Annotated in this window: 11 protein-coding genes; 8 read left to right on the forward strand and 3 right to left on the reverse strand. The window is 70.4% G+C overall.

The annotated features are described in order from the left end of the window. The first annotated feature begins 97 nt into the window (after positions 1 to 97). From ENC19_RS12645 to ENC19_RS12660, 4 genes are all read left to right on the forward strand, one after another. On the forward strand, positions 98 to 1,003 hold the full coding sequence (locus ENC19_RS12645) for a LysR family transcriptional regulator (RefSeq protein ID WP_164447332.1): 906 nt from the start codon (positions 98 to 100) through the stop codon (positions 1,001 to 1,003). A gap of 233 nt (positions 1,004 to 1,236) precedes the next feature. Continuing rightward, positions 1,237 to 2,343 carry a glycerate kinase gene (locus ENC19_RS12650; RefSeq protein WP_208020873.1) on the forward strand — a complete coding sequence of 369 codons (1,107 nt, stop codon included), beginning with the start codon at positions 1,237 to 1,239 and terminating at the stop codon, positions 2,341 to 2,343. 210 nt (positions 2,344 to 2,553) lie between these two features. Beyond that, positions 2,554 to 3,954, forward strand: coding sequence for an MBL fold metallo-hydrolase (locus ENC19_RS12655; RefSeq protein ID WP_164447334.1), 1,401 nt, complete (start codon positions 2,554 to 2,556; stop codon positions 3,952 to 3,954). A gap of 117 nt (positions 3,955 to 4,071) precedes the next feature. After that, positions 4,072 to 5,154, forward strand: coding sequence for a tartrate dehydrogenase (locus ENC19_RS12660; RefSeq protein WP_164447335.1), 1,083 nt, complete (start codon positions 4,072 to 4,074; stop codon positions 5,152 to 5,154). Between the two features lie 69 nt (positions 5,155 to 5,223). On the opposite strand, the gene lon is transcribed toward ENC19_RS12660, so the two are convergent. Then, positions 5,224 to 7,566, reverse strand: a complete 2,343-nt coding sequence (lon, locus tag ENC19_RS12665) for an endopeptidase La (RefSeq protein ID WP_164447336.1) — start codon at positions 7,564 to 7,566, stop codon at positions 5,224 to 5,226. 272 nt (positions 7,567 to 7,838) lie between these two features. On the opposite strand from lon, the gene ENC19_RS12670 reads away from it, so the two are divergent. Continuing rightward, complete coding sequence (locus tag ENC19_RS12670) at positions 7,839 to 8,186, forward strand: histone-like nucleoid-structuring protein Lsr2 (protein WP_164447337.1); 348 nt, start codon at positions 7,839 to 7,841, stop codon at positions 8,184 to 8,186. A gap of 136 nt (positions 8,187 to 8,322) precedes the next feature. On the opposite strand, the gene ENC19_RS12675 is transcribed toward ENC19_RS12670, so the two are convergent. After that, positions 8,323 to 9,573 carry a hypothetical protein gene (locus ENC19_RS12675; protein ID WP_164447338.1) on the reverse strand — a complete coding sequence of 417 codons (1,251 nt, stop codon included), beginning with the start codon at positions 9,571 to 9,573 and terminating at the stop codon, positions 8,323 to 8,325. Between the two features lie 289 nt (positions 9,574 to 9,862). Next, positions 9,863 to 10,747, reverse strand: a complete 885-nt coding sequence (locus tag ENC19_RS12680) for a PDDEXK family nuclease (RefSeq protein WP_235944673.1) — start codon at positions 10,745 to 10,747, stop codon at positions 9,863 to 9,865. A 219-nt stretch (positions 10,748 to 10,966) separates the two neighbouring features. On the opposite strand from ENC19_RS12680, the gene ENC19_RS12685 reads away from it, so the two are divergent. From ENC19_RS12685 to ENC19_RS12695, 3 genes are all read left to right on the forward strand, one after another. Beyond that, positions 10,967 to 11,692, forward strand: coding sequence for a helical backbone metal receptor (locus ENC19_RS12685; protein WP_164447339.1), 726 nt, complete (start codon positions 10,967 to 10,969; stop codon positions 11,690 to 11,692). Between the two features lie 168 nt (positions 11,693 to 11,860). Continuing rightward, on the forward strand, positions 11,861 to 12,421 hold the full coding sequence (locus tag ENC19_RS12690; RefSeq protein ID WP_164447418.1) for a DoxX family membrane protein: 561 nt from the start codon (positions 11,861 to 11,863) through the stop codon (positions 12,419 to 12,421). Between the two features lie 164 nt (positions 12,422 to 12,585). After that, complete coding sequence (locus ENC19_RS12695) at positions 12,586 to 12,966, forward strand: FKBP-type peptidyl-prolyl cis-trans isomerase (protein ID WP_164447340.1); 381 nt, start codon at positions 12,586 to 12,588, stop codon at positions 12,964 to 12,966. The last annotated feature ends 17 nt before the right edge of the window (positions 12,967 to 12,983 follow it).

The raw sequence follows: 12,983 nt of genomic DNA on the forward strand, positions 1-12,983 counted from the left end.
TGCGCGCATGACACACCGCAGGTTCACCATGGCTGTATCCGACGACGGCCGCCACCGACCACTGCGGCGTCGTAGCGGTGCCCGGCACTGACCGGCGATGGACGCCCGCCAGCTGCGCTACTTTCTCGCCGTCGTCGATGCCGAGGGCTTCGGCAAGGCCGCCGAACGGCTCTACATCGCGCAACCGTCACTGTCGCAGGCCATCGCCGGCCTCGAACGCGAGCTGGGCGTTGCCCTGTTCCACCGGGTCGGCCGCGGCGTGGTACTCAGCGACGCCGGCAAGCAACTGATCGGCCCGGCCCGACAGGTCATCCGGGACCTGGCCACGGCCCAGGCGACCATCGACGCCATCAAGGGAGTCGCCCGAGGCCGGGTCGAGATCACCTCGATGCCCTCCGCAGGCATCCAGCCGCTGGCACCGATCATGCAACGATTCGCCGCCGCCCATCCAGACGTCACCGTCAGTGTCAACGCCGCCTTCGTACCCGACGAGGTCATCGACGCCGTGCGGACCGGGGCCGTCGAGATCGGCCTGCTCGGTGCGCCTGACCTCGTCCGGGTCGCGGAGCTCGACATCGTGGCCCTGGAGGACCAGCCGCTGATGCTCTTCACCGCTCCCGGTGGCCCCTTTCACGGGCGTGACCATGTCACCGCCGACGATCTCGACGGTCACCGGCTCATCGCTTCGCAGCCCGGTTCCCTCATGCGGCAGCTCGTCGATCACATCCTGGCCCAGGGCAGCCAGGCCCGGCTGGTCGCCGAGGTCGCCCACCGTACGTCGATCCTGCCACTCGTCCTTGCCGGGGTGGCCGACGCGATCCTGCCCGCCGCCTGGAAAGATCTGGCCATCAGGGCTGGCGCTGACGTGCTGCCAATTCGCCCCACGGCGCATCTCCGGGTCGTCATGGTCAGTCGCCGCACCCAGCTGACGCCCGCCGCCCGAGCGTTCATCGACGTCGCCCAGGCGTACCGCGCCGAGAGACGTGATCGGCCGGTCGCCTGACAGACCGGATCGGCACCCGGGCCGGGCCTCGTCGGTCGCGTACCAAATCGACCCGACTCCGGTCCATCTCGCCGGAGCCAGTCCGATAGGCCCCACCTATGGGAGTGGTAGACCCAGCGTGTTGGACGCCGTACCGGGGCCAACCCAAGGTTGATGGGGCTACCGATCCGGCAGCCCATCGTGCAGCAGCAACCCCGGGAGGCACCGTGCCCACCAGCAGGACAACATGTCTTGTGGCACCGGACAAGTTCAAGGGCTCCCTGGACGCGACAGGGGTCGCGCAGGCTCTACGAGCCGGGCTGCAGGACGTACGTCCGGAACTCGACGTCGGATGCCGGCCGATGGCCGACGGTGGGGATGGCACACTCGCGGTCCTGACTGCCGCCGGCTTCGAGCGGATCCCGGTCACGGTCGACGGGCCAACCGGCTGCACCGTGCAGACAAGCTACGCGGCCCGTGACACGACCGCGGTGGTCGAACTCGCCAACACATGCGGGCTCAGCCGGCTACCCGACAACGTTCCCGCGCCGTTGGACGCCTCGTCGTACGGGCTCGGGCAGGTCGTCGCCGCAGCGGTGCGCAACGGCTGCCGGGAACTCGTCATCGGTCTGGGGGGCAGCGCCAGCACCGACGGCGGCGCCGGCCTGCTCCAGGCACTGGGCGCCCGGCTGCTCGACGGCGATCAGCGGGAGGTCCGGCGCGGTGGTCGCTGGCTCGCCGACGTCTCCTCCGTCGACCTGGACCCGGCCCGCGAACTGCTCCAGGGCGTCTCCGTGACGGTGGCCGCCGACGTGGACAACCCGTTGCTCGGTGCCCGGGGCGCAGCCGCGACGTACGGTCCGCAGAAGGGTGCCGACCCCGCGCAGGTCCACCACCTCGAACACGCCCTGACCCGGTGGGCGACCGTGGTGGAGCAGAGCACCGGTACGCGACTGGCCTCGTCGCCCTCGGCCGGCGCCGCCGGTGGGGTCGGATTCGCCGCCCTGGCCCTCGGCGCGAGCGTCCGCTCGGGTATCGAGCTTCTCCTGGAGTTGACCGACTTCGCCCCGGCCCTGGCCACCGCACGGCTCGTGATCACCGGCGAGGGTCAGCTCGACCGGCAGAGCCTCGCCGGCAAGGCTCCCGTCGGGGTGGCCGCCGCGGCACGCTCCGCGGGTGTGCCGGTCGTCGCGGTGGCCGGTCAGTCGACGCTCGACGCCGCCGAACTCGCCGCCGCCGGCTTCGCCGGTGTCTACCTGCTCACCAGCGTCGAACCGGACGTCCACCGATGCCAGTCGAACGCCGCCGAGCTGCTCACCGAGATCGGACGACGGATCGCTCGGGACCATCTCACCGGGTGACGTCGGCGGGCGGTGCTGTAGCTGCGAGCGTCGCGGCTGATCAGGCGCGACGCGACGACTCATAGGAGCGCGCTATCGCGTCCAGAGGACACCGGTCTTGGACGTGGCGGCGATCACATTGGTTGAGTGAGTCGATCTCAGCCCCACCCGCGAGCACCCTCACCTTCCCCGTCCCTACTCCGTGCCTGCACCAGGCAATGAGGAGAAGCAATGAAACGAAGGTTGTTCCTCGCCTCGGCCACCGCGGTGTCCGGCGTCGCCATCGGTTCGACAGTCGCCGCCGCCCCGGGTTTCGCCTCCCACCTCGGTACCAGTTGGGCACCGCTGAAGGGCGGCAGACGCCTCTCGGATGCCGGCATCGCCGCCCGGTTGCGGCTGTTCGGCCCGGAGAACGTCGATCCTCGGACCGGCGCCTTTCCCCAGGAACGCGTCATCACATCCTGGCTGTCCAACTCGTCGTTCGCCGTGGCGGTCGGCGGACGGCTCGTCTACCTCGACACGTTCATCAGCCGGCTGGAGGTGGAACGGGGCCGGACGCCGCTGGTGATCGCCGACCTCATCGATGCCCGCCCGGACGCCATCCTGCTCGGTCATGGGCATGGCGACCACGCCGACAACGCGGCGTACATCGCGGCGATGACCGGGGCGACGATCTACGCCTCGGAGGAGACCTGTGCCGTGCTGGCCGCCGACTTCGCCCGGCTGAAGGCTGACCCGCTGGTCAACGCTGATCAGAAGACCCGGATCCCCGCCGACGCCGTCCTCCGGACCGTGCCGGTCACCAGCGCCGACTCCGTTCCCGGCACCGAGATGATCCGGCTCGACGTGCTCGAACCCTACGCCCAGGTGGTGGCCTTCCGGCACCTGCACTCGGTCGCGGTGCCGCAGGACCCGCAGTACCCGCCACCGCGTACCGAGATCCTCGTCGACCCGCGCGACGCGGCGCTCTTCCCGTCCGGCACATCCCTCACTCCGGGTTCCAGCCCGCAGCCCGGGCAGATGAACCTGCGTACCGGCGGAGGCTCCGGCGGCACCGTGAGCATCTACTTCCACATCACCCTGCGGCACGGCAGCAACTTCAGCTTCGGGTGGCAGAACACCGCGGGTGCCCTGAAGGAGGGCATCGGCAACGGCTGGTCCGGCACTCCCGAGGACGGCGAGCGCATCCGTGGCCGCCTCGCGTCGCTTCCCCAGACCGACCTGCACCTGGCGACCGCGTCGACGGCGAACTACACCAACAACGGCCTGCGCGACCTCATCCACTACCAGTCGGTCCTGCACCCACGCATCTTCGTGCCGAACCATCTGACCTCGGGCACCCGGACGCGGGAAGGCTGCTCCCTGGCCGTGTACGCCGGCTACCTGGAACAGATGGACCTCATGGAGGTGCCGGACGCCGACCGGCCGCACGTGCGGTGGGTCATCGACCCGGTCGACTATCTGCAGCCGCTCGCCTTCGACACCGACGACGACACGTGGCGCGATAAGAGCAAAAAGGACAGGATCAAGGCCCTGGACCGGATCAAGCTGGGCCGGCCCCGCGCGGTCAAGGCGTTCGTGGGTAAGCAGCGCATGACGGCCGGCGAGCACACCCACAGCTGCGAGGTGTAGTGCGGCGGGATTCATAGGCTGCGCCAATGCAACCGATCGGATAGCGGTGTTGGACGCCTATGGAACATCCGGGTTCACTGATTTGTGCCTACCAACTGCCACGAGGCCGGAGTTGCCATGAGCAATCAGCACCGTTTCCGTATCGCCGCCATTCCCGCCGACGGTGTCGGTCGCGAGGTAGTCGCCGCTGGACGGGACGTCCTCGACGCGCTGGAAGCGCGCTCCGGTGGCCGTTTCGGATTCCACTGGGAGGAGTTCCCGTGGGGCTCGGACTACTATGCCGAGCACGGAGTCATGATGCCCGATGACGGTCTGGAAAAGTTGCGCAACTTCGACGCCATCTATTTCGGCGCCGTAGGGTGGCCCACCGTGGCTGACCACATCAGCCTGTGGGGTCTCCGCCTGCGCATCTGCCAAGGCTTCGATCATTGGGCGAATGTGCGGCCGGTGAACTTTCTGCCGGGCATCACCAGCCCGCTGCGCAAGGCCGACACCGTCGAACTCGATTGGGTCGTCGTACGCGAGAACACCGAGGGCGAATACGCCGGCCTTGGCGGACGCAACCTTTCCGCCCGCGGTGCGGGCGGAGAGGTTGCCGTCCAGTCTGCCCTGTTCACCGAGGTCGGGTGCGAACGGATCATGCGGTTCGCGTTCGATCTTGCCCGGACCAGGACCCGCAAGAAAGTGGCCAGCGTCACCAAGAGCAACGCACAGCAGTACGGCATGGTCCTCTGGGACGACACATTCCGGAGGGTTGCCGCCGATTATCCGGACGTCGAGACCGAGAGTGTTCTGGTGGATGCTATGGCGGCAAAGTTCGTCCTGCACCCCGAGGACCTCTCGGTGGTCGTCGCATCCAACCTGAATGCGGATATCCTCTCTGATCTCGGCAGCGCCTTGGCGGGCAGCCTCGGCCTCGCCCCGAGCGCCAACCTCAATCCCGAACGTCGGTATCCGAGCATGTTCGAGCCGGTGCACGGGTCCGCACCCGACATCGCTGGAATGGGAATCTGCAACCCCATCGGCGCCATCGGCAGCGCCGCCATGATGCTGACCCATCTCGGCCTGCCCGACGAGGCAAAGAAGATAAACGCCGCCATCGAGGCAACGACCGCGCAGGGTCTACTGACGCGGGATATTGGCGGCAACGCCAGCACCAAGGCCGTCACCGAGGCCATCATCAAGAATCTGCCGGACTGATCGCCGTACTCCGCCGCACAAACCCCGTGGGGGCCTGGACCGACCTGCCCAGGCCCCCACGGGTGTGTCTCAGGCTGCGGTCAGACGCTGACCATCGCCGCCGAGCGACACCGCGTCGATGTCCACCGGGCGCAGCGCCAGCGCGAGGACGTCGGCGACATCGGCCAGGGTGTGCACGGTCAGCGCCTCGCGAACCTCGGTCGGCAGGTCGTCCAGGTCCGGTTCGTTGCGGGCCGGGATGATCACCTCGGTCAGTCCGGCCCGGTGCGCGGCGAGGAGCTTCTGCTTCACGCCGCCGATGGGCAGCACCCGCCCGGAGAGAGTCACCTCGCCGGTCATCCCGAACTCGGGACGTACCGGTCGGCCGCTGGCCAGCGACGCCAGGGCGGTGACCATCGTGATGCCGGCGCTGGGACCGTCCTTGGGCACCGCGCCCGCCGGGACGTGCAGGTGGATCCGCCGCCCGGCGAGGGCGTTCGGGTCCAGGCCGAGGCGACGGCCGTTGGCGCGCAGGTAGGACAGGGCGATGTGCGCCGACTCCTTCATCACGTCGCCGAGCTGGCCGGTGAGGGTCAGCCCCGGCTCGCCATCCATGCTGGTCGCCTCGATGAACAAGACGTCTCCCCCGGCACCGGTGACCGCCAGGCCGGTGGCCACGCCAGGTGTCGCGGTGCGTTCCGCCGATTCCGGCGTGTGCTTCGGCCGGCCGAGGTAGCGGACCAGGTCGTCGGCGCCGACGCGGGCGGGCGTCGGGTCGTCGGCCAGGGTCACGGCCACCTTCCGCATGATCTTCGCCAGGGCACGCTCCAGCTGCCGTACGCCGGCCTCCCGGGTGTACTCCCCCGCGATACGACCCAGCGCCGAGGGGTCCACGTCGACCTCGTCGGCGGTCAGCCCGGCCCGCTCCCGCTGCCGGGGCAGCAGGTGATCCCGGGCGATGGCCACCTTCTCGTCCTCGGTGTACCCGTCCAGGGTGACGAGCTCCATCCGGTCCAGCAGCGGCCCGGGGATGGCTTCCACCACGTTGGCGGTGGCCAGGAACAGCACATCGGACAGGTCGAGATCGACCTCCAGGTAGTGGTCCCGGAAGGTGTGGTTCTGCGCCGGGTCGAGCACTTCCAGCAGGGCCGCGGCCGGGTCGCCGGCGTACCCCACGGAGACCTTGTCCACCTCGTCGAGCAGCACCACCGGGTTCATCGAGCCCGCCTCGCGCAGCGCCCGCACGATCCGGCCGGGCAGCGCGCCCACGTAGGTGCGGCGGTGTCCCCGGATCTCCGCTTCGTCCCGGATGCCGCCGAGGGAGACCCGGACGAACGTCCGGCCGAGTGCCCGGGCGACCGACTCGCCGAGGCTGGTCTTGCCGACGCCGGGCGGGCCCGCGAGGGCCAGCACGGCACCGGAGCCGCGACCGCCGACCACCCCGAGGTCACGCTCGGCGCGCCGGTTGCGCACCGCCAGGTACTCCAGGATGCGGTCCTTGACGTCGGCCAGGCCGGCGTGGTCGGCGTCGAGCACGGCCCGCGCCGCGGCCAGGTCGGTGTTGTCCTCGGTACGCGTGCTCCACGGCATCTCCAGCACCGTGTCGAGCCAGGTACGGATCCAACCCGCCTCCGGGGAGGCGTCACTGGCCCGCTCCAGCTTGCCGACCTCGCGCAGCGCCGCCTCGCGTACCTTCTCGGGCAGGTCGGCGGCCTCGACGCGGGCCCGGTAGTCGGCCGATCCGTCCGGGGCGTCCTCGCCGAGTTCCTTGCGGATCGCGGCGAGCTGCTGCCGCAGCAGGAACTCCCGCTGCGACTTCTCCAACCCCTCGCGGACGTCGGAGTTGATCTGCTCAGTCACCTCCTGCTCGGCCAGGTGGTCCTTGACCCAGCCGACGAGCAGTTCCAGCCGGGCCGTGACGTCCGGCGCGGCCAGCAGTTCGGTCTTCTGCCCCGGGCTCAGCCAGGGGGCGTAGCCGGCCGCGTCGGCCAGTTCGGAGAGGTCGGTCATCCGTTCCATCGCGTCGATGACCTGCCACGCGCCCCGCTGCTGGAGCACGGAGGTCATCAACGCGCGGTATTCGCGGGCCAGTTCGCGGGCCCGACCAGCGGGTGCGGGTTCGTCGATCTCGGTCGCCTCGACCCACAGCGCGGCGCCGGGGCCGGGCACACCCGAGCCGATGCGGGCACGGGACAGGCCACGGATGACCGCGGCGGGTTCGCCGCTGGGCAGCCGCCCCACCTTCTCGATCGTGGCGATCGCGCCGACGGAGCCGTACTCGCCGTCCAGGCGGGGTACGGCGAGCAGCCTGCGGTCGCCGGTGGCCCGGGCAGCGTCGACCGCAGCCTGGGTGGTCGGGTCGAGGGTCACCGGGATGACCATGCCGGGCAGCAGCACGGCGTCGGTCAGTGGAAGTACCGGAAGAGTTGCCATCGAACACCTGCTATCGCGTTGGGTTGAGCGTGTATGGCTCAAGTCGCGGCTGGCCCAGGTTGTTCCTCGGTGTGACCCGGCACACGGCCCGCCGGCCGACGCGACGGAGTCGACCGGCGCGTCGGCCCGTGCCCACGCGGAGCAGATCCGAAATCGGGGATTCCGATGCCGCGCAAAACGCGAACCGCCGCCGGAAGCGCTTTTGTTGCGCAATTGGCGGATGATCAGTCAAACTTTGAGCACACCCCGCCAGACACAGGGAGTAATCGACGATGGCCAAACAAGTAATCACGGTGCTGACCGACGACCTCGACGGCGGAAAGGCCGACCGCACGGTCGAGTTCAGCCTGGATGGCGTGGCGTACACCATCGACGTTTCCGACGAGAACGCGGGTGTCCTGCGCAAAGCGCTGGATCCGTTTATCAATGCCGGCCGGCGGCTCGGCCGTGGCGCTGCCGACACGGGCCGTAACCCACGTCGTACCATCGGTTCAGGCACCCCGGGAATGAACCGCGAGCAGAACCGCGCCGTCCGCGAATGGGCGATCCAGAACGGCTACAAGATTTCCGAGCGGGGTCGCATCCCGGTCGAGGTGACCGAGGCGTACAAGAACCGCTGAGCAGCGAGAATGCCGCTCTGGAACGGTTTGGGTCGGGTATGACGCGGCCGGGGCCGGGTTACCACAGGGTTGCTCGGCTTTCCGACATGTGACGGGGCCGCCCGGAATTCCGGGCGGCCCCGCCGCGTGTTCGCTGTCAGTTGACCTGGATACGCACCGCGTCGAAGGCGGGGGTCTGGTTGGCCCGCTCCGACATCGGGATACGGTGCGAACCGTCACCGGCCCAGACCGCGCACTGCGCGATACCGGAGTCCGGCAGGCCCGGGATCTGGATGGTCACCTGGTCCGGCTCGGCACCGCCGCCACCGTCCTCGGTGGCGACGAAGAAGGCCGGCACCGGCTCGGGCGCGGGCGCCTCGTCGGTGTTGTTCAGCATCCGGCAGGCGGTGTGGAAGTGGCCACGGGTCAGGCCCTGCCCGTTGAGCAGCGAGCTCTCCAGGTAGTAGCCGCCCTGCCCGGCCGGCAGGAACCGGTCCCGGACGAGGTTGCGGGTGCTGACCTGGATCGAGAAGCCCTCGTTGCGGTCGATCTGCTGCGGGAAGTCGGTGATCAGCAGCGACGGGTTGTTGGCCGCGGCGCCGACCTCGCCGAAGGCGGTGCTGATGCAGCGGTTGCCGTTCTGGAATCCGTCGTGCGCCTGAAGCTGACTGTTGTCACAGTTGTTCGCCAGCACATCCAGGCCGTTGTTGTTACCGCCGCCGTCGTTGCCGCCGTTGTTACCGCCGCCGTTGTCACCACCGTTGTTGCCGCCGTTGTTGTTGTCGACCGGCTGCACCTGGCAGGTGGCGAGGTTGCCGAGGCCGCGCGGCCGGGGGCCGAAGCGGTCGATGGCGATCGTGATCCGGCCGAGGGTCGCCCGACGCTTGCTGGCCAGCGGGTTGAGGATGGCGTTACGGACGAACCCCTCACCCCGGTCGCCCTCCCGGGCGAGTCGCTCGTCGGCCTCGGTGATCTGGGTCTGCAACGCGTTCAGGTTGCGGTCGACCTCGGCGCGGGCCCGGTCGGGCACCTGCGGCAGTCGGCTGACCACGTCCGGACAGGCCACCGCGAGGGCACCGGTGGTCGCGCCGTCGGTGCCGTCGCGGGTCTCCTGGCACTCCTCGACGGTCTGCTGCCCGTCGCCCCAGTGGTTGACCACCCAGCGGCCGTTCTGCCACGTGCGGGTCGTGGTGGCGCCGCGAGCGGCCGGCGCGGTGGCGCCGGGACTGGGTGCCACACATTCGGCCGCCACCGGTCGCTGCTGCTGGTTTGACCGTCGGTCACCGGCCGACGAGATCTGGGTCACGGCGACGACGCCGCCGAAGACAGCGAGCGTGGCGCCAACGGCCAGAAGTCGCTTGGTCCGCGCGTTACCGGTTGGTCGGCGCGACCGGGTTGACCTGCGCATCGAATTGCTCTCCTTCTCGATCCGGTTCCTGATTCGTGACTCGACGGACCGAACGGAATCTTGGTGGCACGCTCGACGGTGACCGCCTGAACGTGCCGGTGGCACGTCGACGAACGACGATGCCCTTTCCGCACCGTCTCCCGCGCCTGCCGGTGCGGGTTGGGGAGTTCCTGTCCATTCGCGGTGAGGTACGGGCCCGCTCCGACGGCGGTTCAAAGGCGGTGAACTTTTTTTCGATGTTTCTTTCCGCGCCCGGCCGGTCACCGTCCGCCTCGCCCGGCACCGTTGTTCAGGACGCGGTCACCGCCGGCAGCAGATGGTCGTAGGCGAAGTCACCCACGAGTTCGTCACGGCGGTCGCGTAGCCGCCGAATGTCGGCGAGCAGATCCTCGCGTGGCAGCAACGGCGGCGCGCCCACCTCGATCGTCCGCAACCGCTCCCCGACCGCGAGGACGGCGAGGTCCTCGGCGAGCCGGGGCGGCTCGACGCCGCAGGAGAGTCCGTACGCCTGCGCGGTCACCCGTTCCACGAGCAGCTCGCCCGGACGCACCTCGGCCCAGCTCCACCCCTCGGCCGGACCTCGCGTCCAGTGCACGTGCAGCCCGCGCAGGATGGGGTCGGCCAGTCGCCGCGCCACGTACGCCTGCACCGCCTCGACCCGGGCGAGCGCGCCAAGGTCGTTGACCGCGCCGTCGCGCCCGTCGGGCAGTCGGCCCACGATGTCCCGAAATCCGACGGCCACCACGTCCGAGCCGGCGGCACCGGCGGCGTACCGGCGGGCGTCGACGAGGTAGGCGACGATCCGTGGTCCATGTCCGGCGGTGCGCAGGGTGGCGGAGACGATCCGCAGCAGCGGCAGGCCGGTCGCGGCGGCGACGGCCTCCGTGGTCCGCGCGGCCCGCCTGACGGTGGCGTCGGTCGACGGTGCGTGGAACTCGACGGCGAACTCGGGCCGTCCGGTCGCCGCCGTGCAGACCACGTGGTCGAACAGCGTCCGGCTGGCGGTGTTCCACTGGCTCGCCGTGACACCCGGTGGACGACGCCGGACGATCTCGCCCAGGCGCAGCCCGGCGTGCACCCGCTGCTCCCCCCGGACCAGCACGGGGCCGCGACCCGCGGTCTCCGGCACCGGTGCCAGCTCGCGGTCGTGGCCACCGTCCATCGTGGTACCCATGAGTCCTTCTCAACCTCTCCTCGCGGGTCGGCGGCGGCCGCGGCCGGTTGGCTCGGGTCAGCGACATGCCGAGAACCGGACCGCCGTGCGCGAGCGGCTCGACAAGGGTCTCCTCCCGCCGGCTGACCGAGTCTAGGATGACGATCATGCCGGCGGTTCCCCCGGCGGGCCGCCGGTGACCGGACGATGGACGACGGCGGCTGGCCGAGGAGGTGCACGGTGCGGGTGGTCTCCCTGGTGCCGTCGCTGACCGAGGCGGTGGCGACGACCCTGCCCGGGCTGCTGGTCGGCGCCACCGACTGGTGCACCCATCCGGCGGATCTGGACGTGCCACGGGTCGGCGGCACCAAGTACCCGGACCTGGACCGGGTCCGTTCGCTGCGCCCCGACCTGGTCCTGCTCAACGTCGAGGAGAACCGGCGTGCGGACGCCGACGCCCTGGCCGCGGCGGGCATACCGACCCGGGTGACCTATCCGCGCACCGTGGACGGTGCGCTGACCGAGCTGGCCGATCTGCTGCACGCCCTGGGTTGCGCGGGGCAACCCCGGTGGCTGACCCGGGCTCGTGCCGAGTGGGCCGCGCTACCGGCGACCCCGGTCCCCCGACGCGCGGTGGTCCCGGTCTGGCGGCGTCCCTGGGTGGTGCTCGGCGCCGACACGTTCGCCGGGGATCTGCTGCGGCGGCTCGGCGTCGCCAACGCGTACGCCGAGCAGCCGCAGCGGTATCAACGGCCGAGCCTGCCGCAGCTGCGGGACCAGGCACCCGAGCTCGTCGTGTTGCCGGACGAGCCGTACCGCTTCACCCGCGACGACGGGCCCGAGGCGTTTCCCGGGGTTCCCTGCGCCCTGGTGTCCGGTCGGCACCTGACCTGGTACGGACCCTCGTTGGCCGAAGCCCCCGCACTGTTGGCCGCGCAACTCGCGGACCTGTACGTCGCCCACTGACCCGGGGCGCGTCTCGGTGGCCGGCCCCGGTCACCGGTCCCCACGAACAGGGGTCGAAGGTCCCGGCCGGTAACGGCCCGCCGGCCCTGATCGCCACCTGCCCTTCCCACGTCCAATGGAAGTGCCACCGGGACACGCGGTGCGAAGCAGAGAAGGGACGTGGACATGATGACCGCGATGATCGAGCGGAACACCGCCGCCGAGACCCCGGTGGCCGAGACCAGCCAGGAACAGAACCTGCGTACCCGGGCCGCCCGCTGGCTGCTCGCCGGGCTCCGCCTGGCGCTCGGCTGGGTCTTCCTCTGGGCCTTCCTGGACAAGGTGTTCGGCCTGGGCTTCGCCACCGAGGCGAAGAACGCCTGGATCAACGGGGGCAGCCCGACCAAGGGCTTCCTCAGCTTCGGTGCCGCCGGCCCGTTCCAGGGCTTCTACAACAGCATCGCCGGAGCCGCCTGGGCCGACTGGCTCTTCATGATCGGCTTGGCCGCCATCGGTACGGCACTGCTGCTCGGCATCGGGGTGCGCGTCGCCGCGGCGACCGGTGGTCTGTTGCTGGTGCTGATGTGGACGGCCGTCCTGCCGCCGGAGAACAACCCCTTCATGGACGACCACCTCGTCTACGCCGGCGTGCTGGCCCTGATCGCGGTGACCAACGCCGGTGACACCTGGGGGCTTGGTCGCACCTGGGCGCGGTTGCCGATCGTCAAGCGGTTCGGCTGGCTCCGCTGACCCTGATCACCTCCCCGAGGCGGGCGTCACCCACGGGTGGCGCCCGCCGACACCGTGTCCGTCCGGCTCGGCCGCCGACGGTCCGCGTCGGTGCACGTCGCGCACCGGGCCGGAGCATCCGGCAGGATGGTGCTGACCGGAACCGACGCACCAGGAGAATCCGCATGAACCAGGCAGCGAGCAAGCCCGAGATCGGCCCGATCGAGGGCGCCCCGCCGGCCGACCTCGTGATCGAGGACATCAGCGTGGGCGAGGGCCCGGAGGCCCAGCCCGGACAGCAGGCCCGCGTGCACTACGTCGGGGTGTCCCACTCCACCGGCGCGGAGTTCGACGCCTCCTGGAACCGGGGCGAGCCGTTCGAGTTCCCGCTCGGTGGCGGACGGGTCATCGCCGGGTGGGACCAGGGCGTGGTGGGGATGCGCGTCGGCGGCCGTCGCCGGCTGACCATCCCGCCGCACCTCGGGTACGGCAGCCGAGGCGCCGGCGGCGTCATCAAGCCCAACGAGACGCTGGTCTTCGTGGTCGACCTGCTCGACGTCCGCTGACATCACGCGTCCGGCGC

This window comes from Verrucosispora sioxanthis, assembly GCF_010560025.1.
GTDB lineage: Bacteria > Actinomycetota > Actinomycetes > Mycobacteriales > Micromonosporaceae > Micromonospora > Micromonospora palythoicola.

Excerpts from the sequence above, each read along its gene's own strand:
- lon (WP_164447336.1), bottom strand. The coding sequence starts at position 7,566 with ATGGCAACTCTTCCGGTACTTCCACTGACCGACGCCGTGCTGCTGCCC.
- ENC19_RS12670 (WP_164447337.1), top strand. The coding sequence starts at position 7,839 with ATGGCCAAACAAGTAATCACGGTGCTGACCGACGACCTCGACGGCGGA.
- ENC19_RS12645 (WP_164447332.1), top strand. The coding sequence starts at position 98 with ATGGACGCCCGCCAGCTGCGCTACTTTCTCGCCGTCGTCGATGCCGAG.
- ENC19_RS12680 (WP_235944673.1), bottom strand. The coding sequence starts at position 10,747 with ATGGGTACCACGATGGACGGTGGCCACGACCGCGAGCTGGCACCGGTG.
- ENC19_RS12675 (WP_164447338.1), bottom strand. The coding sequence starts at position 9,573 with ATGCGCAGGTCAACCCGGTCGCGCCGACCAACCGGTAACGCGCGGACC.
- ENC19_RS12660 (WP_164447335.1), top strand. The coding sequence starts at position 4,072 with ATGAGCAATCAGCACCGTTTCCGTATCGCCGCCATTCCCGCCGACGGT.
- ENC19_RS12655 (WP_164447334.1), top strand. The coding sequence starts at position 2,554 with ATGAAACGAAGGTTGTTCCTCGCCTCGGCCACCGCGGTGTCCGGCGTC.
- ENC19_RS12695 (WP_164447340.1), top strand. The coding sequence starts at position 12,586 with ATGAACCAGGCAGCGAGCAAGCCCGAGATCGGCCCGATCGAGGGCGCC.
- ENC19_RS12690 (WP_164447418.1), top strand. The coding sequence starts at position 11,861 with ATGACCGCGATGATCGAGCGGAACACCGCCGCCGAGACCCCGGTGGCC.